The following is a 26,288-nucleotide window of genomic DNA, read 5'->3' on the forward strand; positions in this document are numbered from 1 at the left end:
GGGGACAATTAAGGGATAATTAATACTAAAATGAATACCCAATTCTTTATGATCACTGAGAAGACAACGTCTATCGTATACTTTAGGTAAATACCAATTCAATGCAAATAATTTAAAAGGTACACTTGAATTTTTAAGTACAATAGGCGGATTCAGAAGATTTCCCCCTAAAAAAGACATAAAAAAACAAATAGTAAGGTATCCTTTACCTCTATTTGTTCATTATGGTTGCCTTAGATTGTTCTTCCTTATAAAACTTTATTTTGTCCACCGTTATTATTTATCGTTTGCCTATATGTTTTGGGAGTTACATTGAAAACTCTCTTAAAAGCCCTGCGAAATGAGTGAGCAGAATTGTAACCAACATAAATAGAAATTTCTTCAATTGTTTGGTTAGTAGTTACCAATAGATCTGAAGCTTTATGAATGCGGATTTTCTCAATATAATCTGAAACGTATTCACCTATTTGTTCTTTAAAAAGCTGTGAAACAAACTTTTCAGGTAGACCTACTTTTTCAGAAATCCGATACAATGATAAATCCGGATCACTAAAATTCTCTTCCAGGAACTCTATAATTAATTTTACTGCTTGATCATTCGTTTTTCTTTTGCTCTTTTTAATTAATGTACAATATTCTTCGGCCGTATTTACGATTTCTTCCCATACTTGTCCAAGGCCATGCTGCAATTGAACTTGTAAAACTTTATTTATCAATGTTCCGGATTCGTCTGAACTCTGGAACACATTTGAATCAAATGTTTTTATTAATGTGGACTTTACCTCTTCGATTAACTGTTCAGCAATCTTAGGCGATAGATCCTTTTCGCAAAAATTCTCTTGAAAAATTTGATCCAATATTTGTTTTACATCAAAAGATTCTCCCATTCTTATTGCATTAACTAGTCGAAGTTCCATATCAATCGGATAGTAAAAAACTGATGTTTCTTTCACAATATCTTGATACCACAACATCTTACTTTCGTTCATTAAGGTGAAAGTATACCCCAATGTCTGCTTTGCTTCGTTATATGAACGGCTTATTTCTTGATAATTTCTAAAGAGTCTTCCCATAAATGACGATATTGAAATACGATACGAGTTCGATATTGATGTAGTAAGATTTTGGATGATATGTTTTATTTCTTTGATCGCTTCTGATTCTTGTTCTCTTATGAAAGTAAAAATAACCACGATTTTATCCGAATTTAAATCGGTCATGATGATAGTAGGTACTTGTTCTATAAGAGTACGTTTTATAATGATACGGGCTGCACTTAGTTCATTAGTAATCTCCTTATTTTCCATATCACCATAACCGTTTATCTTCAAAATCCCAACATAACCATGATCACCTTGAAATAATACATCTGTTTGTTCAGCGTTATCTACTATTCCTTTTTGTGTATGAAATTCTCCATTCAATAAACTCTTTATAAAGGAATCCTTTAAAATATGCTTCTGACTATTTAATTCAATTTCTAACGATTTATTATTAGATATCAGATTAGCTATATTACCATGTAAAAAATCATATTCATTTTTATGCTTCGAAGTATCAGAACCAATTTGATCCGTCACAAATTCCAGCAAATTATGGATTGGAGTACTGTCTCGGTATGCAAGAAACAAACAAAGGATCATTCCTATCAGCAATGTACTAGCTGTCACAATCCAGGTCATGTTTTTGATGATTTCAGCCTTTTCCATTAACCCCTGTTTAGGTATTCCAGCAACATAATGCCATCCATTAAAATCTGACTGTGTTGATAATAACAGCGTATCATTTTCTAGAAGACGATTTGTAGAAGAACCGTCCGTTTCTAGTTTTAGAAATATTTCTTTAATTTTAGACTTATCGATTCCGACCATTGTAAGAGGATTTCCTTCATTGTCTGTAATAAAGCCCCAACCACCATACTGATTTGATAAACTTTCTAAAAGATCCCCTATTTTACGCTGATCAATGGTAACGACTGATGTACCTAGCTGTTTATTAAAACTATTTAAAGGTAACGATTGTACATAACTGATTACGGAAAGCTCTTTTTTATTACTCGTATAAGAACGAACTGGTATGATCTCACCTTGGTGATTTTCTTCTAAAATTGTCTTTTTCCATTGCTCGAAGGAAAGATCATTATAATGATAAAGGTCGTAAAAATGGTCTACTCTGAAATAAACCGAACCATCTGATAAAATGACATTATAATTTTTCAAATAAATATAAAAGTCCTCTAAAAAATCGTTCGTGTGAGCATAAGTTGAAATAAAACGTGAAGTTTCTCTCAGGCTATACAAGTTAATGGAGCTATTTGCCATTGGTGCATTTAAATGATTATTAAAATCGTCAACTAATGTAAGTTGTCTAGTAAATCTTTCAACTTCCATCATCCGGCTTTCCAAAATATCTTTACTCTTATTCAAGATCAACATACTTGATTCAATTGAGCTTGATTTCGCGACATCAATTGAAACTTGGTAAGATACAATCCCAGTTATTATTGGAAATAATAGAATAATAATATAAGAAAGCAAAAATTTCCTGAATGTTTTTGTTAGCTTATTTTTTAGCATTTAAGTAATTTCCCCTCCAATCATTAAAGATAGCACCAACTTAGATGGCGCTTTCATTACTTTTAATAAAAAAAATTATCATCCAATAAGCTTTTACTTTCTGAGTAAGTTCATTAATAGTAGTATTTTCAACAAAAATGTAAAATTTCCTTTATAAATAAACGAGACAACCTTATTGCAAGGCTTCTATGATGACTCAAAATACTTTCAGCTTTCTTTAACCATAATAAATTGAAACATCGAATAAATTTATCCCATCTCCACCGCTGTATGAACTTTTATCATTCCTTCGGTTTCATCTATATTTCGGAATACTGTCCCTACTGATGAGGCACTACCATAACTGAGAGTAGATACTTCTAGATTCATTTTTCTAGTTTTCTATATTTCATCATGATTCCCCGCCTTTGACAGCATCAACAAAATTTTATCAAGTGTATCAAGATAAAAAAATGACTAATTATGATGTTTTTATACCTTTTTATGTTATTAACCTTAGTATAAGAATATATGCTCCTTCAGCTTCCAATGAGCTTAGGATGTGTGTTTCCTTTTGAATTCAAATGGACTTTTAATAGGCAGCCTCTTTACTGTATATGGGCGAATCTTCTTTATTTTTTTCTCGTTAGATCATACTGTTTTTTATGCACTCTCTTTCTAATTAGAAATTCCTTTTTTTATTTCTACCATTCATTAAGCCATCTAAAATTGCAAATCTACTTTGATTGATATATAGTAAGTATAGTCAATAAACTAAGTTCATGCTAATTTATCTGTATATTCAATCTTTTTCGACATTCCAAAAATAATTGAAGAAAGTGAGTATAACAAACATGAATAAAAAAGTACTTTTTAATGATGGATGGGAGTTTGCCAAAAGTAGTTTAGAAGTTTGCGAAAGTGCTACTTTGACATTTGAACCGGTTGATATACCTCATGATTGGCTAATATACAATACCTTAGACTTATATGAAAACAGTATAGGGTGGTATCGTAAGAAATTTACATATAAGAAAGATGAAAAACAAAAACAGATTCTCTTATGTTTTGATGGGGTTTACATGAATTCTTCCCTATTTGTGAATCAACAATTTATCGGAGAATGGAAATACGGGTATTCCTCGTTTGAACACGATATGACAGATGCATTGGTCGAAGGGGAAAATGAAATTGTTGTAAAAGTCGTGCATCAAAGCCCAAATAGTAGATGGTACTCTGGTGCTGGCATCTATCGTAATGTCTGGCTAAAAACAAGAGATAAGAATCATATAGTTACAGATGGAATATACAGCACAACAATACAAAAAGAGAATGGATGGCAATTAGAAGTCGACACAGAAATAAACATCTATGATGAAGTACAAGTTTCGCATAGTCTCGTGTATAAAGATGAAATCATTACATCTTCATCAGAGAGAATTATTGCAGGAAGTGATTCTAGTTCACAAGTGTTATTTCTAGAAAACCCATTGCTATGGAGCACAGATGACCCTAACCTTTATCAGCTTATAACCCATCTGTATGTAATAGATAACGATAAAAATCAGAGATTAGAAGAAGTCGAAACAATCTCACAGAATATCGGATTTCGAGTAATAGAACTTGACTCTCATAATGGATTTCAACTAAATGGGAGAAAGATGAAATTAAATGGGGTTTGTGAACACCATGATTTAGGAGCCCTAGGAGCTGCCTTTAATAAAGCTGCACTAAAAAGAAGATTTGTGATATTAAAAGAAATGGGTGTTAACGCTATTCGAACTGCTCACAACATGCCAGCAAAAGAACTTATGGAATTAGCAGATGAAATGGGCTTGCTTGTAGTCACTGAAGCTTTTGATATGTGGGAAAGAGCAAAAACTCGTTATGATTACGCTAGATTCTTTAAGGATTGGGCTCATATCGATGTAAAAAGCTGGGTAAAGCGGGATCGGAATCATCCGAGTTTGCTAATGTGGAGTATTGGTAATGAAATTTATGATACCCATGCAGATGATAGAGGACAAGAAATAACAAACATGCTAATCGAATATGTACGAAAATATGATCCAAAAGAAAATGCAAGCGTTACCATTGGATCGAATTATATGCCGTGGGAGAATGCACAAAAATGCGCTGATCTTGTTAAGGTTGCAGGTTATAACTATGCAGAAAAATACTATCAAAAGCATCATGAAGAACATCCAGAGTGGATTATTTATGGCAGTGAAACAGCATCTGTTGTGCAAAGTAGAGGCATTTATCATTTCCCATTTGAGAAATCTATTCTTGCAGATGATGACGAACAATGCTCTGCACTTGGAAATAGTACTACAAGCTGGGGAGCAAAATCAGCAGAAGCTTGTATTCTAGCAGAAAGAGATACTCCTTTCTCACTTGGTCAGTTTATTTGGACTGGATTTGACTATATTGGCGAACCTACACCTTATCACACAAAAAACTCTTATTTTGGACAGATTGATACTGCTACATTTAAGAAAGATTCGTATTACATCTATCAAGCAGCATGGACAGATTATAAAACAAAACCAATGGTTCATATCCTCCCCTTTTGGAATTTTAACAAAGGACAAATGATTGATGTTAGAGTATGCTCGAATGCGCCAAAAATTGAGCTTCAATTCAATGGCAATACCATCGGAACCTATGATATTGACCATGAACATGGAACACAGCTTGTTGGGTGGTGGAAGATTCCTTACGAAGATGGTGAGTTAACGGCAATTGCTTATGATGAAACAGGTAACATCATTGCGACAGATCGTAAAAGATCCTTCGGAGATGCGAAAAAAATCTGCTTGAATGCGGATAAAGAAAAACTTCTTGCTAATGGTACGGATCTACTTTTTGTAGAGATAACAATGAAAGATGAAGATGGGAATCCAGTAGAGAATGCAACGAATAGAGTAAATGTACATGTCTCAGGAGCTGGACGTCTGGTTGGTCTGGATAATGGCGATAGCACAGATTATGATCAATATAAAGGCATAAGCAGAAGATTATTCAGTGGAAAATTAATGGCGATCATTGGGGCAACATTAGAACCTGGGAAAATCCAAATGGAAGTTTCCTCTAAGGGTTTAGAAACTCAAATCCTTGAATTTGAGTCTCAACCAATGAATAACCTAGCTTTACATGGGATTTCTGCTAGTATGAAAAATCAAGAGTTACCTATTGTAATGGGTGGCAGTGAAGAAACCCCTGTTCGTAAGATTGAAATAATCAGTGATTCTGGACAAGTATTTGATGAATTAAGAAAAGAGATTCTTGTCAGTGCAAAATTACACCCAGAAGATACTTCTTATCAAGAAGTTGAATGGAGTGTAGTGAATGCTACAGGGATTGTGTCAAATATTGCAAAAGTAGAAGCATTTGGTGATAAGGCCAAAGTAACTGCATTAGGTGATGGAGAATTTCATCTTCGCTGTACGAGTAAGAATGGAAGTAACAAGACAAAAATCATCTCCCAGCTAGAATTTCAGGCAGTTGGTCTTGGTACAGCCTACAAAGATCCTTATGGATTTATATCCGCTGGACTATATGATTATAGTAAAGGGGAAGTTGGAAACGGGAACGAACGAGGAGTAGCGACAAGTAGAGATGGTGAGACACAAGTAGGTTATCGTGAAATTGACTTTGGTCCTTACGGCTCTGATAAAATAACTCTTCCAATTTTCGCTTTAACAAGTGAAGAGTATTCTCTACAAATTTGGGAAGGAATGCCTAACGAAGACGGAAGTGAATTACTAGCAGATGTGACCTATCAAAAGGAATCCAAGTGGAATGTGTATCAAGAAGAAACCTATCATTTGTCAAAAAGACTTAAAGGTATTACATCCATTTGCTTTGTTCTCCAACAGAAGGTGCATATTAAAGGATTTTCATTTGAGAAAAAGAATAGAGCCTTTGAAAAAAATATCACGACAGAATGTGACCACATCTATGGGGATACATTTACCTTAACAGAAAATAGTATTGAAGGAATTGGAAATAATGTTTCACTAGAGTTTGAACATATGGATTTTACAAATAAGGGTGCAACGACACTTATCATTTATGGTAAGTCACATAATGATAAAAATACCATTCAGATCCGTTTTGCGAATAATGAAGAAGAAAGTAATCAACTCATCGAATTTACACAGTCTGATGAATATGAAGAACAACGATTTGAATTAAAAAAAGTCACCAATAAACAAAAAGTCACCTTCATCTTCCTGCCAGGAAGTAATTTTGACTTTGGCTGGTTCTGTTTTGAGAGGTAAAGTTTAAATAAACCTAACAAATGAACAAAAAGTCGATTTTCATATATTAATACGAAATCGACTTTTTGTTCAATGGTTTGATTGCATACGGATGTAATGACAGTGATTCGTTCCTAATGTTTTTCTTCTATAGACTGTTATTCGCAAGTACTCTTTCGGCTACTTACTATGCTGGTTTCTATCTTTATAATACACAAAACATTCGATATGCGCAGCACGAAGTAATTGTACGTTTGTTAAAAGAAGAAATAATTTCAAGTGACTTTGCTTAATTTAGTAAGCAAGAAATTAAAACCATCCCTTTCTTTTAAACCAGAGGTACATAAATACAGCAATAATCCCCATTATTCCAAGAGAAAGAAAATAACCGTATTTCCACGTTAATTCAGGCATGTTTTCAAAGTTCATTCCGTATATCCCTGCAATAAACGTTAAAGGAGCAAAAATAGAAGTAATAATTGTAAGAACCTTCATTACATTATTTGTTTGATGTGAATTCAGCGAGAGATAGCTATCTCGTATGTCAGCAGTAACTTCTCTATTTGACATCACCATCTCAGAGAGCTTTAATAGATGGTCATAAATATCAGAAAAATACTCTCTTCTTTCCCTTATCCCACTCAAATGATGAGAATTTAACATCCGATAAAGCAAATCACGCATTGGATTAACTGTATGCCTTAGATTTAATAACATATACCTTGTGTCAAATAATTCATTCATTAAATGGCTCATTGATTTATTCTGTGTGTTATCTTCAATTTTGTCCAACTCATCTTCAATTTTATAAATTAGTGGGAAGTAATTATCTACAATCTTGTCCAAAATTTGATAAAACACATAAAAGGTATCCCATATCTCAATACTTTTTTGAGACAATAACCTATCCCAAACTTGATTGACTTCCTTTGATGGCATACGATGGAAAGTAACAATAAAATTTTCTCCGACAAAAAAATCTAACTCTTCTTTTAAAATTTCTTTTTCTTCTTCCCGAACAATATGTGTAACATAAAAAGTATGGTCATCATAATAGTCCAATTTTGGACGCTGAAGTCTCAATACACAGTCTTCAATAGCGAGCGGATGAAATTGAAAGGTATTAGCTAAATGATTTATCTCTTCATCAGTAGGTTCGTTAAAATCAACCCAACACCATTTATATTCAGAGAAATTAATATTGTTTATAGAAATATCTGTTATTAAATGAAACTCATTAGTGATTCCGATAACTTTTATCATTGTATTAACACCCTCTTAACTGTTTGCTTCAATAAAACTATTATACCTTGTCTTTTATAACTGCGCCCTCTTATTTAAATATGAAGCAAACTAGTCCCATATTAGTCACTAATAAAAGAAATAGGTGCTTGAGACATAATGTAAAGAAATGTAACTACATAATATCCTTATCAGATGAAAGAATTTCAATCCTTATTTTCTCTCTTTATATTATTAATTGTAATTGGTGATGTTATTTGTCTTTCATTGATTTGCTTTTGAACATTTTATATCTTGCATTAATAATAGTTGCTTCTAATATTTGATAAACTATTTCAACAATAAATGGACTTACTATTTAATTCGAAGCGTTGCCAAGCAACCAAAAAAAATAAGTAAAAAAAGCTTTTTAATGCTACTACATACAAAACTAGTTATCATTTTTGGCATTAAAAAGGAATCTTCTTCGATTAGAAGATCCCTTTATTCATGTGTATTATTAATGCACCAATCAATTAAATTGAATACAAAACCGTTCATTTCCCACTAATTAGTTAAAAAACAACAGCCAAAATGAACCAAACGATCATTAACAATTGAATTAATATTTTCGCTAAGCTTCCGCCTAAAAAACCAACGATGGTAGCAAACCCAATTTTCATGGCCTTAGTTGTATCTTTATGAAGGATATACTCTGTAACAAGAACCGCTAAAAAAGGTACGAGAATAATCCCGAAAGGTGGGAAAATAAATGAACCAACAATAGTAGCTATAGCAGCTATTTTCTCAGACGTTTTTGAACCACCGTATTTTTTAACAAAATAACTGTTGGCAATAAGGTCTGCCGCGATTAAAACTGCACTTAATACTGTCATACTAATCCAGAACCATATAGATAACTCATTCGGATTAATCAGAAATTGATAAACAACACATCCTCCCCAAATGGCCACAACCGAAGGAATAATAGGATAGACTATCCCTACAAAGCTTAATACAAATAAGAGGATCGTTAATCCCCACCATAAAAATTCCATTTTTAATACCCTCTATCTTTAAATGATTTTTGTGTGAAAAAATTGATGAATTAATAAATACTAGAAAGATCTCATTATGTCAGATTTACATAGTCCCTCTTTTCTTCATTTTGTATCTTATACGTATTTACATGAACAAAGGTTTCATTTTGTTTTTTTAACTACTTCTGTCCAATCAATCTTACTTTTCAACGAATGTTATAGCAAATCTTATGAAATATTGATTGAACTTAGAATATCAAACTTTTTATAAAGTTTTAGGGAGTTTCTCTATAATAGAAAAAACAGCCCCAACACCTGTGTACGAGGAGCTGGGGCTGTTTTTATTTAACTTCACTTGCACTTCTTTGTTCTGAGATGACAACTGCCTGTTCTTGAGCCTGCAAGCATAATTCAGCCGCTTTAAAGGCATGGGCTTGAGACATAGCTGTTTCTGTACGGTTCATACAATCTAGTATTAAATTCCCGAAGAACGGGAAGCCAACCTTTCCAGAAACGTTGAAATGTTGTTCTCCGTCTTGATTTACTAAATAGACATGATCTCCGTTTTTGTCTCTTGCAATATCAACGTATTTGCGGATTTCAATTGTACCTTCTGTCCCAATAATAAAGGTTCTTCCGTCTCCCCACGTACTTAACCCATCAGGTGTAAACCAATCGACACGAAAATAATGAGTTGCACCATTATCTCCTAGCAGTGTTGCATCCCCATAATCGTCTAATTCAGGGTATTCTTTGTGATGATAGTTTCCTATTTTACTATGCAACACTTTCGCATCATTACAGCTAGCATAATACAAAAATTGTTCAATTTGATGACTGCCTATATCACATAAAATACCACCGTATTGTTCTTTCTTAAAAAACCACTCAGGACGGCTAGGAGCATTAAGCCGATGTGGGCCAAAACCAGTAACTTGAATAACACGTCCGATTGCCCCGTTCTCAATTAATTCACCAGCAAAAACAGCTCCCTCTACATGGAGGCGCTCACTATAATAAACCATATACTTTTGTCCCGTTTGCTCCACCACTTGTTTTGTTTCTGCTAACTGTTCAATCGTGGTAAAGGGAGTTTTATCGGTAAAATAATCTTTACCCGCTTTCATCACTCTAATCCCGAGTTCACTCCGTTTTGAAGGGATTGCAGCGCCGGCTATAAGCATGATCGATTGATCTGATAAAATTTGCTCTAAGGATTTTGCTGGCATCACATTAGGAAAAGCCTTGACAAATTGAGCTACTTTTTTGGGATCAGGGTCATATACCCATTTCAAAGTTGCGCCCGCTTCAACTAACCCATTGCACATCCCATAAATATGACCATGGTCAAGGGCAGCTGCAGCGAATTGAAAACCCCCCTTTTCCACCACAGGATTTGGTTTCCCTTTTGGAGCATAGGTCATTCCATCTTTCGTCATCAATGATTCCCCTCTCTTAATGAGTACCTGCAACGTCTAAATTTACTTTCTTTACGTTCTTTTTTTGAAAAGTTGAATGGTTTATTTTTTCTTGTAATTTTTCATAATAAAGGTCTGCATCAATTGGAAATTCAACAGGCTGGTTTAACCAGGAGGATAAATAGATTGCATTTGAGATTTCCAAGCCTTTTATTCCTTCTTCACCTGGTGCCAACAATGGTGTACCCTTTGTGATGGAATCGATCCAATTTTGAATAATACCCTGGTGTTCAGCGCTTATACCTTGAATGGGGATGTCGATTGTCCAGCATTCAGGATTTCCAAAACCACCTGTATAGGTTGCATTGAATTCACGTTCTGATTGGGTTAAACGGTAAAAAGTAAGTTTATTATTTTCAACAACCATTTTCCCGCGATCACCAGCGATCTCAAAGCGGTTTGTTCCAGGTGTTTCCCCCGTAGACGTTATAAATACACCAGTTGCTCCATTTTCATATTCTACGAATGCTGTTAAATCATCCTCTACTTCAATATCATGATATTTTCCATAGCTGCAGAAGGCTTGAACTCTCTTCGGCATAAGTCCTGTGGTCCACTGCCATAAATCTAGTTGGTGTGGCGCCTGGTTTAATAAAACACCGCCACCTTCTCCCTGCCAAGTTGCCCGCCATTCGCTTGAGTCATAATAGCTTTGTGAGCGATACCAATCCGTAATGATCCAATTTGTACGTTTAATCTCACCTAATTCACCAGATTGAATAAGCTCGCGCAATTTTTGATAAATTGGGTTAGACCGTTGGTTATACATAATGCTAAAGACTTTTCCACTTTCTTTTGCTGCTTTATTCATCTCGGCCACATTTTTTGTATAGACTCCTGCTGGCTTTTCAATAAGAACATGCATTCCTTTCGCGAATGCTTTCATTGCAAGCTTTGGATGGTCATAATGTGGTGTCGAAATAAGGACAGCATCAATACCAGAGTCATTCAAAAATGCATCTTCATCTTGATAGACCTGCACGTTACCTATTGCACTATTTTTTATCGAATCGAGTTGATCAGAATTTGGATCACATATTGCTGTAAGAATTGCTCCGCTAATTTCACCTTTACCCAAAAGCTTTGCATGAGAGCTTCCCATATTCCCAATACCTATTACACCTACTTTAATCAAACTCATCTACCTCACCTCATTTATATTTATTTCACTTTTTTTGCGAAATTTTTTAAGTTTAGTAAACTAGTTTCTAAGCAATCCAAAGGAGGACGTTCGCATATGTCCTGCTCAACGGCATACCATTCAATTCCATTCTTTTCACCCCATTGTAAAATCGGAATGAAATCAATGACACCTGTTCCCACTTCAGCAAAGGTTTGGCGTTGATCATTCGTCATATCCTTTAAGTGAATGATCGGCATCCGATTCGTATAAGGAGTTATATAGTCAAGTGGATTTATGCCAGCCTTTTTAAGCCAATACACATCAATTTCAGCTAATATTTGATTTCCATTTTCAGGATCAAGTAGATAACGAAGTGCATCTTGCCCATCTATTTGAATATCAAATTCGAATGCATGATTATGATAGGAAATTCGATACTCTGGGGCTTCTTTTGCAATGCGATTTAACGTTTGTTTTATTTCTATAAAACCAGCTTGGTTTTGTAATTCCGGAGCTACTGATGGAAGTATAATGTCTTTTGTTCCATATAAATCTGCTTCCTTCAATACACCATTCAAGTCGTCTTTCAAACGATTTAACGAAATATGCATTCCTGCTGCTTGTAAGTTATTTTCCTTCAGTGCTATAGCAACTTCGTTTTGATCATAGTCTTTTGGCAATGCGGATATTTGTACCCCTGCCCAGCCCATCTTTTTGAGCGTATTGAATAACGGACGGATCCCTTCTCTTAACTCTTCTCGTAATGTATATAATTGTGCTACAAATTTATGTTCCACTACAAAACACTCCCTTTATCTATTATTAAGGCGGATATGGCGATATTCTTTTGCCGACACACCTACCTTTTCTCGGAAATAACGGCTAAAATGTGTAGCGCTTTCAAATCCAGATTCAAAAGCAACATCTTTTAATGGTTTTAGTGGCTCCATTTCAATTAAATACTTTGCCTGTGTTAACCTGCATTCCATGACATACTCCATGACAGTATAGCCAGTCATTGTTTTAAACACTTGTGCAACATAAGATCTGCTCAAATTCAGTTTATCTGATATCCTCTGCAGTGTTAATTTGTTCATATAATGCTGCTGAATATAATCTGCAATATTTTCAGCATGTACCGCTTTATCCTCTTTTTGATTTGGAATTTCAATCGAATTCATTTGTCCAAGCCTATGTATGATAATTAATGCTTGTAGCAACAAAACCTTCATTTCTGTCTCAGCTTGAATGTCAGGTAATTTAGCCGTTCTTTTTAACTTAGCAAGACGACAAAAAACGTCTTCCAATTCCTTTGATTGCTCATTTTCATTTGTTCGTATCAAGCAATTGTGTAACGTTTGGAAGGTTTCAAGCAAATACATACTTCCCATTTCCATTAGAAGATTCTTAATCCAAAGAGGTGAGAATTGAATCACACTACGAACATAATCGCTCGTTGGTTTAACATTTGGCTTATGCAAAGTCAGACCATCCATAACTAAAATATCCCCAGGCTCAAGGTCATAAATTTGATTATGAATCAGATATCTACATTCTCCTGCATGGAAAAAATAAATTTCATAATCTTGATGAGAATGATAGTGAAAGGGATGCTCCCCTTTCCACTTATTTCGATAACTTGCTGTCAAGGTTTCATTCAAATCACTCAAACCTCCAATGAAACTATTATCATTATAGTGTAAATAATCGGTATCTTCATGGTCTCAAATTATCTAGTTTTCTTCTAATATTATCTGAGCGTCTTTTTTAGTTTGTCTCTAAAATACGAAGTACTTAAAAGAAAAAAACTTAGCAAAACGAAATACTGAGCCTTTTCTGTATGGTAGATAATTTGTGATAATTCTAAGTTCTATAGATTGTATGAAAAGATGTTATTTACATAGGCTGTTTACGTACACTTTGTTGCTATTTACCCAGTAGTGCGGTGTGGTTGATATCCGCTCCAATCAACCTTAAAAAGTTTTTGTTTTAAAAGCAACAATCTCTTAGAAAATAGCCTTCACAAAAAACTTTATTTCCTTTATAAGGATATGCTACCTTTTCGTGACTATTAACACAGGATGGACTATCAAAACTATTCTTTGTTTCTTTATATTATAAAAAACTTGGCTGCCTCATAGACAAACCAAGTTTTTTCGATTTTATTTTTATTCCGTTACTTCCTTATTGTCACCGTGAATCTTCACTACCTTTTGGTAATATCCCGCAAAAGCTACAAAAGCAATTAACGTGCCCATGAAAAACGGGATAAGAAATGTAAACATTGCTAGGCTGACATACATGATGATTCCAGTAATGACGATAATCATAAGATTCGTTAATGGATATACTAATGATAGGAAAAATGAATTTTTAATGCTTGTGAATAACTTTAAGTCAGCATGAACTGTATTTGCAAAAAAGAATAGTGTAATTAAAAAAAGAAAGAAAAACCCTACTAAAAAGAGAGAACTAATGATGATGTTTACTTTTGAAAAAAAGTAGAAATCCACTCCCCAGATGATCCAAATAAGCGTAAAGATGATTCCTCCACATAAACTACGAACATAGTTTTCCCTGTAATATTTCCAATAGGACTTTACTAAAGGAACATCATGCTCACCCATTACCCACTTTCTAGCAACCCCGAACATGGCAGTTGTTGCAGGGAAAAAGAAAAACGGTGCTAGAATAATGATGGTTGCTAATAACATAAATAATGCAGATGGGTCATTTGCATATAATAAGGAAAGAACCAAATAACAGATTGGTAGATTAAATCCAATCCAAAGTAAATTTATCACGGACAACCGCATGACCCATTCTAATATTCGATTTAGTCCACTCATTAAATCTGTCATTTACATCCCGCTTTCTATCTTTGTATTCTGTTACGTTTATTATATCATTTATTTTCATCCTATTATATGTTTCTACCAAAGAACAAAAGCGCAAGGCGCTCGTTTAGCGAAGAATGGACTGGACTGAGCCGTAGGAGATAAAGGAAACACGAAGAGCGCAAGCGTCGATGTTGACTTATCGTACAGAGGTGAGGGAAGTCCACTAGTCGCTGGGCGCTGGAGCTGGATGTCGTGCGCTTATCCACAGTTCATGAATTTTATAATTTTCTAAACGAGAACAAAAGCGCAAGCGCCTTGAACAGCCTCGGGCAAATAAGACGCTCATAAATAGAAGGTGTTTTTTACCTTCAATTCATGAGTGGCTGTAGAACCAAGAGGGGCTAGGAGCTGGAGCTGGATGCCTAGCGCCTAGCCTCAGTACGAGAATTTTATAATTCATAGACAATGAAAAATAGTGCCCTAATCCTTAACTTTTGTTTCCATAGTTAAGAGATAACGGGCACTATTTATAAAAATGATTATTACATTTATTATTTTAATTCTTCCATTTTAACTGCATCCATATCAGTAAACGTATAGTTCTCTCCTGCCATTGCCCAGATAAATGTATAGTTGCTAGTTCCTACTCCAGAATGGATTGACCATGGTGGTGAAAGAACAGCTTGTTCGTTTTGGACAACAAGGTGGCGAGTTTCTTTTGGTTCACCCATGAAATGGAATACTCTAGAATTCTGGTCCATATCGAAATAGAGGTAAACTTCCATACGGCGATCATGAAGATGTGCAGGCATTGTATTCCACATATTGTTTGGTTCTAATAATGTCATACCCATCATTAATTGACAGCTTTGAATTCCATCAGCATGGATGTATTTATAGATCGTACGTTTATTTGATTCACTATCAGAACCTAAGTGATTTGGTTCAGCATCTTCGATTGGAGCTTTTTTCGTTGGGTATTGCTTATGTGCAGGTGTTGAAACAATATAAAATTTAGCTGGATCTGAAGCATTGCTGCTTTCAAATAAAACTTCTTTATTTCCTAATCCTACATACAAACAATCTCTTTTATTTAGTGTATAAGCTTGACCATCAACTAAAACCGTTCCTTCAGCACCGATATTAATGATGCCGACTTCACGTCTTTCTAAGAAATATTCTGTTTTTAATGTTTCTTGATCTTCAAGCTTAAGCGCCTGTGCTGTCGGAATTGCCCCACCTGTTACAACACGATCATAGTGAGAGTAAGTCATATTAATTTGTCCTTGTACAAATAAAGAATCCATTAAAAAGTCGCTTCTTAATCTTTCAGTCGTATATGATTTAAAATCTGCTGGATTTGTCGCATGTCTGATTTCCATTATTATTCCCCTTTCAAATTTGAGAGTATTCAAAATTCAATGTTTAGCACAGTCGGAGCTGGTTAAGGCCCTTTCGTATTTGTTAAGAGCTCATCCATCCACCATCGACACATAAGATATGACCATTCACATAATTTGAAGCATCTGATGCTAAGAATACGACAGCTCCTTTTAAGTCTTCTGGTGTACCCCAACGCCCTTGTGGGATTCTTGATGTAATGTATTCATTTCGCTCAGAATTAGCGCGAAGCTGTGCTGTGTTATCAGTTTCCATATATCCTGGTGCAATAGCATTTACATTGACACCTCTACTTGACCATTCATTCGCTAGTGATTTTGTTAATCCTGCAACAGCATGCTTACTTGCTGTGTAGGCAGGGACTCTTAAGCCACCTTGGAATGATAACATTGAAGCCACATTGATGATCTTTCCTGACCCATTTTCAAGCATATGTCTTCCAGCTTCTCTACATAATTGGAACACCGCATGCTGGTTCACTTTGATTACTTCATACCAATCATCGTCTGAAAAGTTCTCTGCATTTTCTCGACGAATAATTCCCGCATTGTTTACTAAAATATCAATCTTGTTCGTCAATGATAAAGCCTCAGAAACTAGTTTCTGAGGGGCCTGATCTTGTGATAGATCAATTTTCACCTCATGGAACGTTCCACCAATTGTTTCAATTTTATTTCGCGTTGCTGTCATGTCACTCATTCCAGCACCAACAACTGTTGCCCCTGCTTCAGCAAGACCAACTGCCATCCCTTGTCCTAAACCTCGACTAGCACCAGTTATTAATGCTACTTTACCTTTTAATGAAAAAAGAGATTCCATTTCCTAGCCTCCTCTACACCTGTATGTAAATGTTTATTTGTGTTCGTTATGGTTTGATTATAACACAAATAAAAAAGATGACAACGGTTAAATGTTCGTTTGTCATCTAAATTTGTTTAAATAAAGGAAAAAGGGATAGCACAATGCAACATGCACTATACAACAAAATCCTAGATCCAAAAGAGGCGAATTTTGATTAAATAGAAACATTCTTCTAGTTCAGTCCACACTACCTATTTGACTTTCCCTCATTCTTATATTTCTGTTGTCATCCAAAGCTTTTTATGAAATTTCCGCAAGATGTAAAGCTATTTCTTTATTTTCTAAATTCACCTTTATGTTTTCGTCCAACCTTGAGTCAGTAATAATCTCATTCACTTCTTCAAGTGAGGCAAATCGAATGAGAGCAACTTTATCAAATTTCGTTGAATCTGCTAATAATGTTACATGATCCGCACAATTAATAATTTGTTTTTTCCAATCAGCATGAATACTATTAATGACAGTTAAACCATGTTCGATTGAAACACCAGTTGTCCCAAAAAACAACCTATTTACCCTAATTCTTTGGAGCATTTCCGTTGCTTGGGCTCCCATTAAAGAGGATGAATTATCAATCCTTGTCCCACCTAAGACCATCAATTGGACATTATTTTTTCCTAATAAGATATTGGCTATTTTTAAATCATTCGTGATAACCGTTATTGGGAATTCCCCAAGTAATTCGGCAATTGCAATCGTCGTACTGCCACCATCCATAAGAATTGTTTCATTGGGTTTGATTAGCTTAACAGCCTCTTTCGCAATCGCAAGCTTAACTTCACTATGCCTAGATTGTCGCTCAGCGATCGGTAGCATTCTTCCTTCTTCTTCTACTATGACTGCACCACCGTGAATTCTTTTAAGAAGACCTCTTTGCTCCAACAACTCGAGGTCACCTCTAATCGTTTTTTCGGTAACCGCTAGCAACTTACTAAGTTCCGATACTTTAACAATTTTACTTTTATCTAATTGATCTAATATTCGTTCATGCCTTTCAACTGAAAGCATTAATTGTTCCCCCGTTAAAATCGATTTAGTTTTTATTATAGAACAATTTCGAACAAAAACAAACAAGAATTTTTGCAAAAAATTAATCTAGTGGAATAAAATGGTATTATTTGTAAGGAGCTTGTTGATACTATATAACAGAATGTAAACAGGAGAATTGTAGATGCACATAATCATTATTATATTGGTGATATTTTTTGCGTTACTTAAGGGGAATTGGAAAAACTGGGAAGATTACTACCCTACAATGCTTTATATTTCTTTATCAACTTTCCTTTATGAGTTTATATCACATAGTCATTTCCATTTGTGGGAACTTCAAGAAACCTCTATCCTTTCCCTTATGAATGTTCATTTTGCACACAATCTTATTATAAACCCTTTATTAGCCTTTGTTTTTTTGTCTAATTACCCCAGCAGACATAAGAAACAATTGATTTACATGTTAAAATGGATTATTCCTTTTTTAATAGCCGAGTGGGTAGGCGAACGTTTTAGGATTCTAACTTATCATAATGGATGGCATTTTGGATGGTCATCTTTATTTGTCATCATCATGTTTCCAATGGTTAGACTCCATCATGTTAAAAAATTGTTGGCACTAATCCTTTCCGTATTTTTTGCAGTATTTTATTTGACCATATTTAAATACATATAAAATATTGATAAAGAAAAAAGGATAGACCAAAGCGTGATCTGCTTTGGTCTATCCTTCAGTAAACTCACCCACGTGCCTCTTTAACAGCCTGGATAAATCTTGATGCTGTAGCTGTGATTTCACTCAAATACGCATCTGTTAATTCCTTTTTAGTATTGACTAATGAACTACCAACACCAACTCCAACTGCTCCTGCTTTAATATAATCTCCAACATTATCAACTGAGATTCCGCCAGTTGTAATGAGAGGTATTTGCGGAATTGGTCCGTGTATATCCTTTATATAGCTTGGTCCAAATACATTTGCAGGGAATACTTTGATTAAATCTGCACCGCTTTCAAAGGCGGTTAAAATTTCAGTTGGTGTTAATGCACCAGGGATACTAACAACACCATATCGCTTAGCCATTTCAATTGTTTTGATATTTGTCGTTGGTGAAAATACAAATTTTGCCCCAGACATAATCGCCGTTCTTGCAGTTTCCGGATCTAGTACTGTACCTGCACCAACTAACACATCGTCAAATTCAAGTGAAGCTTTTTCAATTGCCGCACATGCACCAGGCGTTTCAACTGTAATTTCTAATACCTTTACCCCACCCTCTTTTAGCGCCCCTGCAATCGCCATAATATTGTCTTTTGTTGCCCCACGAATTACTGCAGCAACACCGGTTTCTTTTATAATGTCAATATGACTCATTTCATTATCCTCCTTATCGAACTACATCTTCTCCATTTTTTAAAATTACTTGCGCTATTTCATCTCGTTCAGGTAATCCATCAACATCTCCATTTACCATTGTAACAAGTGCACCAACTGCATTCGCACGTTCAACTGCCTTGCTAAGTTCCAGCCCATCAATGATTCCTGATAGAAAGCCTGCAGCAAATCCATCGCCTGCACCAACTGGGTCGACTACCTGTTTTACAGGGAATCCAAGGATTAAAGCGCTCTCTTTTTTAGTGAAATAATAAGCCCCCTCTGCCCCCATTTTCATCACCACAACTGAAGCACCATGATTTAAAAATAATTGTCCTAGTTTGAGAGGATCACTTTCCCCGAATAAAAATTCACCCTCAGAAACTCCAGGTAAAATGATATCAGCTTCAGCAGCAATTTCAAGTAAGGTAGCTCTGGCTGTTTCCTCGTCCCAAAGCTTTGTACGAAGGTTTGGATCAAACACAATTGTACTTCCATTGCCTTTTGCAAGTTTAATAGCCTCAAAGATTGTTTCCTTACAACTTTCACTTAACGCTGGCGTGATTCCTGTAATATGGAGGTATTTTGCTTTTGACAAGTAGTCGTTGTCAAGATCAATAGGTGATAGCTTACTAGCAGCAGAACCCTTACGATAATAATATACCCTCATATTATTTTGTCTTCTTGGTTCTTTGAAATAAATACCAGTAGGTGCTTCCTCATCAAATATCACATTACTCACATCAACATTCTCGCCTTTTAAAAATGCTAGAATTGCCTTTCCAAACTCGTCATCTCCAAGTTTACTAATCCAACCAGCTTGATGACCTAATCTTGCAAGACCAATCGCAACATTTGATTCTGCTCCACCAATCTTTTTCGTGAATTGAGTTGCATTTCGCATGAAACCGTCACTTGTCGGTGTAAATACAACCATGGATTCTCCTATTGTTACAACATCCATATTAAGTTCCCCCTATCTTTATGAACCTTATGTCCAACTTCTTAGAAACCCTTCTATAACGATTAGTATATATATGTACGAGCATTTTCTCTACCATTTTTTAAAAATAACCGGAAAAATTTGTTCACTTATTTCCCTTTTCGTTTGTTTTGTTGATATTAAAATGGAGGAAAATAGGAGATTTTGATCTTTGTAAAAGATTTCACTTTTCGATAAACTAAGAATAGAAGCTATTTGAAGGGGGATTACATTGGACACGCAAGAGATATATCAAAAAATTGACGAACTAAAAATGGAGTATGTAAAGGTACAAGGGGATATCGAAAAGCTTGAAGCCACCGGACATTCAACAGAAATACTAGAAGCTAAGTTAAGTGAGCTTGAAAACAAGATAAGAGAATATCGTTCTAAGCTCTAATTAGAACAAAAGCGCAAGCGCCTTGATCAGCCTCAGGCAAATAAGATGATTTAGAATAGAAGGCGTTCTTTGCCTTCAATTCTAAATTATCTAGACCCTAGAGGGGCTAGGCGCTGGAGCTGGATGTCGTGCGCTTATCCACAGTACAAGAATTTTATAATTTTAAAGCTAACTCATGTCTTACTAGAAGTGAGTTAGCCGCTTTCTTTAAAAATCGTAATCAAACTTAAGTTAGGTGTTGAGATATAGCTAAATATGCTATATACACAGCCTGAGCAAAAAAGAGAAATCCCCAAATGATTGCTGGGATCTTTGTATAATCGGCCAAGCTTGTTGCATCACCTGCTGACCTTCTCCTAACTATGCTTAACATAAAAATCTGTAGAGCAGATGAAACAGACTGTGTTAAAAGAACAGATGATAAAAAATAGGCAAGGTTCGTTTGCAAGCTGCTACTTCCACTATGTAAAGTCCATCCGCATAAAGCAATAAAAGAAACAAGCCAAATTGCTCCATAAATATTTCTAATCCACAGAACTAAATTCAACAGAGCAATTAAAAGTAATGCATATAAAATAAACCTCATATAACCTTTATGAAGCAACATAAAACATGCATATGCTGTGATTGAAGAAAATGTATACCCTGAATAGGAAATAATGACACTAGAAATCCATCCTCTTTGGCCTGTTAATGCTTCACCAGCTGTATTCCTAAATAATTTAATCGAATAAACCTTTCCATTTAGAAGTAAAGCTGCAATTGCATGACCACTTTCATGGATTAATGTATTAAATATTGCTAAATAGCGACCAAGAAAGGGAACATGTGAAATAACATAAGCGATGATTAAATAAACAAATATATGATTTTCCACCCCTGGCTTTACCTCTTTCTAGTTAAACATATAACTAGTTTAGGAAAAAATCAGTAAACATAAACATACCGAAGAACAAAAGCGCAAGCGCCTTGAACAGCCTCGGGAAAATAAGACGCTTAAGAATAGAAGGTGTTCTTTACCTTCAATTCTTAAGTGGCTGTAGACCCAAGAGGGGCTAGTCGCTGGAGCTGGATGCCAAGCGCTTATCCACAGTACAAGAATTTTATAATTTCCTAGACGAAAAAAAAAGACAGATCCTATCTGTCCCTTTTCGTTATTTAATCAAGTTCAGCGGAACCTTGCCCTCCAACCCTGCCGCTAAATTTTCTGCTGCCAACCTAGCCATCTTATCTCTTGTTTCCTTTGTTGCAGACCCAATATGTGGCAAGGTAACCACATTTGGAAGCTTTAATAATGGATTGTCTTTGTTTATTGGTTCAGTTTCATATACATCTAGACCAGCAGCTAATATCCTCTGATTTTGCAGCGCTTTAATTAATGCTTCCTCATCGACATTTTTACCCCTTGAACCATTAATAAAAATACTTGAGTCTTTCATTAAACGAAATTCCCTTTCTCCAATCAACTTGTCTGTCTCTGGAGTATGAGGTGTCATTAAACATACGTAATCAGACCTTTTAAGCAGCTCGTCTAGTTCACAGTACTCGGCATTATACTCATTTTCTACTTGATTATTTTGTGATCGATTATGATATAAAATCTGCATATCAAATCCAAAGTGTGCTCGTTTCGCAATTGCTTTTCCAATGCTACCCATACCGATAATTCCAAGTACTTTATGGTGTACATCAACGCCAAACAAGTCCTCATCTTTTGTACCATTCCACTTACCAGATTTCACGTATAAATCGAGTTCAGGCATCCTTCTTGCTGTCGCAAGAAGTAAACCAAAAATAGTATCAGCTGTTGTATCAACTAATACCCCTGGAGTATTCGTTGCTAATATGCCTCTTGAGTTCAACTGCTCGAGGTCAAAATTATCGTATCCAACTGAAATATTTGACACAATTTTTAAGTTTGGTGCATGGTCTAAAAGTTCTTTACTTATTTTTAAGCTCGATCCAAGTAACCCATGAGCAGTATGTAATTCTTGAAGAAAATCAGAATAGCTTTCCGTTTCTAAATTCTTGTAATACTTAACTTCAAATTTTTCATTTAATAATGTTAGTACATCCTTAGGTACTTTTCTGTAAACAATGACCTTTTGCTTCAAATGCTTCACTCCTATGTTTAACTTTTAAGTAATCCTCTTCAGTTGAGGTCGTTAAGACTACTTCAAGTTAAAAACATAAAGTCCTGCTTCTTTCGATAAGAATTTAAATTAATATCCGAAAAAAATCCCCATAAAAATACAAATACCCTTGCATGGCAATGTACCACACAAGGGCTCTTGTAGCTATTTACATTATTATGGGTACCTATCGCTTCTGTTATTTTCAAACCCTTTTAATTGGATCCTCTAGTCAGCAAAATCAATAAGCGAAATTCTTCTGCAATCCGCTACTACTAAACCACCGCCCGTTTCTGTGAAGTATGCAAGATTCGTATTTTGATCTAACGTAACAAAGGCGTTAACACTTTCACTGAAACCATCTACTACGATTTCACTCACCGCATATCCAGGCGGAAGTGTAGCTAATAGTTCACAAATACTATTCGTATTATTGTTTCCAGAATGTGAATGACTCATATTATCCCCCCTCTCTTCCCTTTAACCCTTTTAACCTTTGGGGTTAATATAGTATATTCTAATCTCTTAAAAATGCTTAGATATCTATCATGACTATTAAAAAAGGGCTTTAACTTAAAAAATATTTTATTAGACCTAGACAATTATCTATTTTTCGTTTCCCAATCAAATCCAATAAATTCGTCATTCCACGGTATTCTCTTTTCATCTGGATTGCTAGGATCATACGATTTCGTCGTACAATAAATAATGGTAGCTGGCTTGTTTCCTAGTACGCGATAACCATGTGCTACACCTTTTGGTATGACTAATATCATTGGATGGTTTTCTCCCATATAAAAAACATTTGTTTGTTGATAGGTTGGAGAATCTTTTCGGTAATCGAATAAAACTACCTGTGCATCACCAAAGGGAAAGAACCATATGTCATCTTGTTCTTCATGATAATGAAAGGCTTTAATAACTCCTGGATAAGACATCGACCATGAAAGTTGCCCAAAATTCTCTAATAAATCATCATCATCACGTAAAACCTCAGCAAAAAAACCTCGATCATCACAATGTTTCTTAAGCTCCTTTACATGTACTCCTTCAATTCGCATGATGACTATCATACTCCTTTTTTAAATAGTCTAATAAAGCAGATTCCCAGTTTCTTAGGTTTATACCTGATTGATTTAGTCTATCTGTACTTAAAACAGAGTAGCTTGGTCTTGGTGTTTTATACACATACTCCTCTGAACCTATTGAAATAACTTCTACTGAAGAATTTATCTGCTTCATAATCTCCTTAGCAAATTCATACCAGCTACATGCCCCTGAGTTTGTGACATGATAAATTCCAGTTTTGTCACTCATTAATGAAAGAATCGCAATTGCAACGTCTTTCGTATAGGTAGGACTACCAACTTGATCACAAACAACTTTGAGTGAACTCATCTTTTTCGAAAGCTCGATCATCGTATTTACAAAGTTTTTCCCTTCATGTCCATATAACCATGACGTTCGAATAATTAATAGGTCAGAACAATTCCGTAGCAATAGCTCTTCTCCAAGAAGTTTACTTTTCCCATAAATGGTATGTGGATTCGTTAGGTCATCCTCTTTATACGGAAGACTTTGATCACCTGAAAAGACATAATCTGTACTAATATGGATAAACTTCGCTTTATATTTATTTGCTTCCATCCCTAAGTAATAGGGACCTATACCATTTACGACATATGCCTTTTCAACCTCTTCTTCACATACATCTACACTCGTAAAAGCAGCACAATTGATAACAACATTTGGTTCAATTTCAGCAAATAAACGTTGGATTTGTTCACGATTTGTAATATCTAGTTGTTCCTTTGTAAAGGGGAACACTCGCTCTTTTCCTTCTCGAGTAATAAGAGCTTCAACTAGTTCCTTTCCTAGCTGCCCTCCTGCTCCTGTAATGATAATTTTCATCTAAATGCCCCCCATAGACCGCTTCACATACCAATCAACCGTCATGTCTAAACCTTGTTCAAAAGAATATAATTGCTCCCAACCAAGCTCATCCTTAATCTTCTGTGAATTGATTGCATATCTTCTGTCATGACCTTTGCGATCTTCTACAAATTCAATGAGGGCTTCGCTTATGGTTAACTTATTAAGGATTTGTTTTACAACTTCTATATTCGTTTTCTCATTGCCACCACCAATGTTATAAACCTCACCGAATTGGCCTTTTTCCATAACCAGTTGAATCGCTCGACAATGATCTTCTACAAATAACCAATCTCTTATTTGTAAGCCATCTCCATAGACTGGGATCTTTTGTGATTGTAGGGCTTGATGAATGATTTTCGGGATAAATTTTTCCCCATGCTGAAAGGGACCATAATTGTTGCTGCACCTCGTAATCATGACTGGTAGCTTGTGGGTGTTAAAGTAGGAAAGTACAAGAAAATCTGATCCTGCTTTTGTGGCAGAATAAGGATTATTAGGAGTAACAGGACTTTGTTCAGTAAAAGCAGGGTCTGATTTCTCAAGAGTTCCGTATACTTCATCCGTGGATATATGGATCATTTTTTTTGCGTAGCCTTTTTGTAGTAGTTTTAGAAGGTGGTAGGTACCAACGATATTTGTATAGATAAATGGCTCTGCGTTATCAATACTTTTATCAACGTGGGATTCTGCAGCAAAATGAACGATTGTATCATATTCTCGGTCCATGATTGACTCTAACTGTTCATAATGAGTGAGATCATATGAGAAAAAACGAATTCTCTCGTTTTGTGCTAATTGTTTTATTTCATTAGGGTTGCTAGCATACGTAAGTGCATCAACTACCGTCATATAACAGTTTGATTGCTTTAACATATAGTGAATGAAGTTTAATCCAATAAACCCCGCCCCACCGGTAATCAATAATTCTTTACTCATCGGTCATTCCCCTTTGCTTTTCTAGATACTGATAGGCAAGGTTATTTGCCCGAAATAAGGATTCATGTGTACCTGCATCAATCCACCAGCCTGATAGTTTGTCATAGGACAAGCGATTCTCTTTCATATACATATTGTTCACATCGGTTATTTCAAATTCACCTCGATCTGATGGTGAAAGCTGGTTAACAAAATCAAAAACAAGACTATCATACATATAAATCCCTGTTACACAATAATTTGAGATAAATGTCTTTGGCTTCTCTACTATGCAGGTAATGATCTTTTTCGTTTCATCAATTTTTGCAACTCCATACCTTTGTGGATCTTGGACTTCCTTCAATAAAATTTTCGCACCATGACCCATCTGCATATAGGACTGAACATATGGTGTAAGTGAGTCTTCAAATATATTATCACCTAGTAAAAGGATAAATCGGTCACCATTTACAAATTCTTTTGCAAAGGATAATCCATGAGAAATTCCACCTGCATAAGGCTGGGTTGCATACGATAACATGACATCCAATTGTTCACCAGTTCCAAAAACTGTACGGTAATCTTCGATACATCCTTCATTGGTAATCAACAGAATGTCAGTAATTCCCGCTTCTTTCAATTTCATAATCGGCCATTGAATCATAGGAAAGGGTCCTACAGGGAGTAGATGCTTATTGATTACATTTGTGAATGGCTTTAATCTTGTGCCAGAACCACCCGCTAAGATTACACCTTTCAAATTTTACACTCCTT

23 protein-coding genes are annotated in these 26,288 nt (G+C 35.3%); 3 read left to right on the forward strand and 20 right to left on the reverse strand.

Going from position 1 to position 26,288, the window contains the following annotated elements:
• Positions 1-248: 248 nt before the first annotated feature.
• Positions 249-2,576, reverse strand: a complete 2,328-nt coding sequence (locus I7822_RS16865) for a helix-turn-helix domain-containing protein (protein WP_207980280.1) — start codon at positions 2,574-2,576, stop codon at positions 249-251.
• 833 nt (positions 2,577-3,409) lie between these two features.
• On the opposite strand from I7822_RS16865, the gene I7822_RS16870 reads away from it, so the two are divergent.
• Positions 3,410-6,841: a glycoside hydrolase family 2 TIM barrel-domain containing protein gene (locus tag I7822_RS16870; protein ID WP_207980281.1), complete on the forward strand. Its 3,432-nt coding sequence runs from the start codon at positions 3,410-3,412 to the stop codon at positions 6,839-6,841.
• Between the two features lie 288 nt (positions 6,842-7,129).
• On the opposite strand, the gene corA is transcribed toward I7822_RS16870, so the two are convergent.
• The 10 genes from corA to I7822_RS16920 form a co-directional block, all read right to left on the reverse strand.
• Positions 7,130-8,083, reverse strand: a complete 954-nt coding sequence (gene corA, locus I7822_RS16875; RefSeq protein ID WP_207980282.1) for a magnesium/cobalt transporter CorA — start codon at positions 8,081-8,083, stop codon at positions 7,130-7,132.
• A gap of 533 nt (positions 8,084-8,616) precedes the next feature.
• The gene (locus I7822_RS16880; protein ID WP_207980283.1) at positions 8,617-9,099 is read right to left on the reverse strand and encodes a DUF456 domain-containing protein; all 483 of its coding nucleotides are present in this window, start codon (positions 9,097-9,099) and stop codon (positions 8,617-8,619) included.
• Positions 9,100-9,422: 323 nt separating this feature from the next.
• Positions 9,423-10,520: a Gfo/Idh/MocA family protein gene (locus I7822_RS16885; protein ID WP_207980284.1), complete on the reverse strand. Its 1,098-nt coding sequence runs from the start codon at positions 10,518-10,520 to the stop codon at positions 9,423-9,425.
• Between the two features lie 16 nt (positions 10,521-10,536).
• Entirely contained in the window at positions 10,537-11,700 is a 1,164-nt protein-coding gene (locus I7822_RS16890; RefSeq protein ID WP_207980285.1) for a Gfo/Idh/MocA family protein, read from the reverse strand.
• 20 nt (positions 11,701-11,720) lie between these two features.
• Entirely contained in the window at positions 11,721-12,479 is a 759-nt protein-coding gene (locus I7822_RS16895) for a sugar phosphate isomerase/epimerase family protein (RefSeq protein WP_207980286.1), read from the reverse strand.
• A gap of 15 nt (positions 12,480-12,494) precedes the next feature.
• On the reverse strand, positions 12,495-13,343 hold the full coding sequence (locus I7822_RS16900) for an AraC family transcriptional regulator (RefSeq protein ID WP_207980287.1): 849 nt from the start codon (positions 13,341-13,343) through the stop codon (positions 12,495-12,497).
• 507 nt (positions 13,344-13,850) lie between these two features.
• Positions 13,851-14,543, reverse strand: a complete 693-nt coding sequence (locus I7822_RS16905) for a YesL family protein (RefSeq protein WP_207980288.1) — start codon at positions 14,541-14,543, stop codon at positions 13,851-13,853.
• A 530-nt stretch (positions 14,544-15,073) separates the two neighbouring features.
• Entirely contained in the window at positions 15,074-15,904 is an 831-nt protein-coding gene (gene kduI, locus I7822_RS16910) for a 5-dehydro-4-deoxy-D-glucuronate isomerase (RefSeq protein WP_185653038.1), read from the reverse strand.
• An 82-nt stretch (positions 15,905-15,986) separates the two neighbouring features.
• Positions 15,987-16,742 carry a 2-dehydro-3-deoxy-D-gluconate 5-dehydrogenase KduD gene (gene kduD / locus I7822_RS16915; protein WP_207980289.1) on the reverse strand — a complete coding sequence of 252 codons (756 nt, stop codon included), beginning with the start codon at positions 16,740-16,742 and terminating at the stop codon, positions 15,987-15,989.
• Between the two features lie 282 nt (positions 16,743-17,024).
• Positions 17,025-17,792 carry a DeoR/GlpR family DNA-binding transcription regulator gene (locus I7822_RS16920; protein ID WP_207980290.1) on the reverse strand — a complete coding sequence of 256 codons (768 nt, stop codon included), beginning with the start codon at positions 17,790-17,792 and terminating at the stop codon, positions 17,025-17,027.
• Positions 17,793-17,955: 163 nt separating this feature from the next.
• On the opposite strand from I7822_RS16920, the gene I7822_RS30475 reads away from it, so the two are divergent.
• On the forward strand, positions 17,956-18,450 hold the full coding sequence (locus I7822_RS30475) for a CBO0543 family protein (RefSeq protein WP_307847789.1): 495 nt from the start codon (positions 17,956-17,958) through the stop codon (positions 18,448-18,450).
• A 64-nt stretch (positions 18,451-18,514) separates the two neighbouring features.
• Here I7822_RS30475 and I7822_RS16925 read toward each other — a convergent pair whose 3' ends face one another.
• Complete coding sequence (locus I7822_RS16925; protein ID WP_207980291.1) at positions 18,515-19,150, reverse strand: bifunctional 4-hydroxy-2-oxoglutarate aldolase/2-dehydro-3-deoxy-phosphogluconate aldolase; 636 nt, start codon at positions 19,148-19,150, stop codon at positions 18,515-18,517.
• Between the two features lie 13 nt (positions 19,151-19,163).
• Complete coding sequence (locus I7822_RS16930; protein WP_207980292.1) at positions 19,164-20,114, reverse strand: sugar kinase; 951 nt, start codon at positions 20,112-20,114, stop codon at positions 19,164-19,166.
• Positions 20,115-20,364: 250 nt separating this feature from the next.
• On the opposite strand from I7822_RS16930, the gene I7822_RS16935 reads away from it, so the two are divergent.
• Entirely contained in the window at positions 20,365-20,532 is a 168-nt protein-coding gene (locus tag I7822_RS16935) for an SE1832 family protein (protein WP_207980293.1), read from the forward strand.
• 226 nt (positions 20,533-20,758) lie between these two features.
• Here the strand turns inward: I7822_RS16935 and I7822_RS16940 are convergent, their stop codons facing one another.
• The 7 genes from I7822_RS16940 to I7822_RS16970 all read right to left on the reverse strand — a co-directional run bounded on the left by I7822_RS16940 (position 20,759) and on the right by I7822_RS16970 (position 26,274).
• On the reverse strand, positions 20,759-21,409 hold the full coding sequence (locus I7822_RS16940) for a M50 family metallopeptidase (RefSeq protein WP_207980294.1): 651 nt from the start codon (positions 21,407-21,409) through the stop codon (positions 20,759-20,761).
• A gap of 277 nt (positions 21,410-21,686) precedes the next feature.
• The gene (locus tag I7822_RS16945) at positions 21,687-22,646 is read right to left on the reverse strand and encodes a 2-hydroxyacid dehydrogenase (protein WP_207980295.1); all 960 of its coding nucleotides are present in this window, start codon (positions 22,644-22,646) and stop codon (positions 21,687-21,689) included.
• Between the two features lie 246 nt (positions 22,647-22,892).
• A complete protein-coding gene (locus I7822_RS16950; protein ID WP_207980296.1) occupies positions 22,893-23,123 on the reverse strand; it encodes a hypothetical protein in 231 nt (76 codons plus the stop codon).
• Between the two features lie 143 nt (positions 23,124-23,266).
• Positions 23,267-23,725 carry a dTDP-4-dehydrorhamnose 3,5-epimerase family protein gene (locus tag I7822_RS16955; protein ID WP_207980297.1) on the reverse strand — a complete coding sequence of 153 codons (459 nt, stop codon included), beginning with the start codon at positions 23,723-23,725 and terminating at the stop codon, positions 23,267-23,269.
• Positions 23,715-24,575: a dTDP-4-dehydrorhamnose reductase gene (gene rfbD / locus I7822_RS16960; protein ID WP_207980298.1), complete on the reverse strand. Its 861-nt coding sequence runs from the start codon at positions 24,573-24,575 to the stop codon at positions 23,715-23,717. Before rfbD ends, I7822_RS16955 begins: the two co-directional genes overlap by 11 nt.
• Positions 24,576-25,535, reverse strand: coding sequence for a dTDP-glucose 4,6-dehydratase (gene rfbB / locus I7822_RS16965; protein ID WP_207980299.1), 960 nt, complete (start codon positions 25,533-25,535; stop codon positions 24,576-24,578). It abuts the gene before it with no gap.
• Positions 25,528-26,274, reverse strand: coding sequence for a sugar phosphate nucleotidyltransferase (locus I7822_RS16970; RefSeq protein ID WP_207980300.1), 747 nt, complete (start codon positions 26,272-26,274; stop codon positions 25,528-25,530). Before I7822_RS16970 ends, rfbB begins: the two co-directional genes overlap by 8 nt.
• Positions 26,275-26,288: the final 14 nt, after the last annotated feature.

The organism is Metabacillus bambusae (assembly GCF_017497975.1).
Taxonomy (GTDB): Bacteria; Bacillota; Bacilli; order Bacillales; family Bacillaceae; genus Metabacillus; species Metabacillus bambusae.

Coding starts and splice junctions, on each gene's coding strand:
- I7822_RS16950 (WP_207980296.1), bottom strand. CDS start 23,123: ATGAGTCATTCACATTCTGGAAACAATAATACGAATAGTATTTGTGAA.
- I7822_RS16905 (WP_207980288.1), bottom strand. CDS start 14,543: ATGACAGATTTAATGAGTGGACTAAATCGAATATTAGAATGGGTCATG.
- I7822_RS16890 (WP_207980285.1), bottom strand. CDS start 11,700: ATGAGTTTGATTAAAGTAGGTGTAATAGGTATTGGGAATATGGGAAGC.
- I7822_RS16925 (WP_207980291.1), bottom strand. CDS start 19,150: ATGAGTCATATTGACATTATAAAAGAAACCGGTGTTGCTGCAGTAATT.
- corA (WP_207980282.1), bottom strand. CDS start 8,083: ATGATAAAAGTTATCGGAATCACTAATGAGTTTCATTTAATAACAGAT.
- I7822_RS16870 (WP_207980281.1), top strand. CDS start 3,410: ATGAATAAAAAAGTACTTTTTAATGATGGATGGGAGTTTGCCAAAAGT.
- I7822_RS16955 (WP_207980297.1), bottom strand. CDS start 23,725: ATGCGAATTGAAGGAGTACATGTAAAGGAGCTTAAGAAACATTGTGAT.
- I7822_RS16885 (WP_207980284.1), bottom strand. CDS start 10,520: ATGACGAAAGATGGAATGACCTATGCTCCAAAAGGGAAACCAAATCCT.
- I7822_RS30475 (WP_307847789.1), top strand. CDS start 17,956: ATGCACATAATCATTATTATATTGGTGATATTTTTTGCGTTACTTAAG.
- rfbB (WP_207980299.1), bottom strand. CDS start 25,535: ATGAGTAAAGAATTATTGATTACCGGTGGGGCGGGGTTTATTGGATTA.
- rfbD (WP_207980298.1), bottom strand. CDS start 24,575: ATGAAAATTATCATTACAGGAGCAGGAGGGCAGCTAGGAAAGGAACTA.
- kduI (WP_185653038.1), bottom strand. CDS start 15,904: ATGGAAATCAGACATGCGACAAATCCAGCAGATTTTAAATCATATACG.
- kduD (WP_207980289.1), bottom strand. CDS start 16,742: ATGGAATCTCTTTTTTCATTAAAAGGTAAAGTAGCATTAATAACTGGT.
- I7822_RS16865 (WP_207980280.1), bottom strand. CDS start 2,576: ATGCTAAAAAATAAGCTAACAAAAACATTCAGGAAATTTTTGCTTTCT.
- I7822_RS16930 (WP_207980292.1), bottom strand. CDS start 20,114: ATGGATGTTGTAACAATAGGAGAATCCATGGTTGTATTTACACCGACA.
- I7822_RS16880 (WP_207980283.1), bottom strand. CDS start 9,099: ATGGAATTTTTATGGTGGGGATTAACGATCCTCTTATTTGTATTAAGC.
- I7822_RS16920 (WP_207980290.1), bottom strand. CDS start 17,792: ATGCTTTCAGTTGAAAGGCATGAACGAATATTAGATCAATTAGATAAA.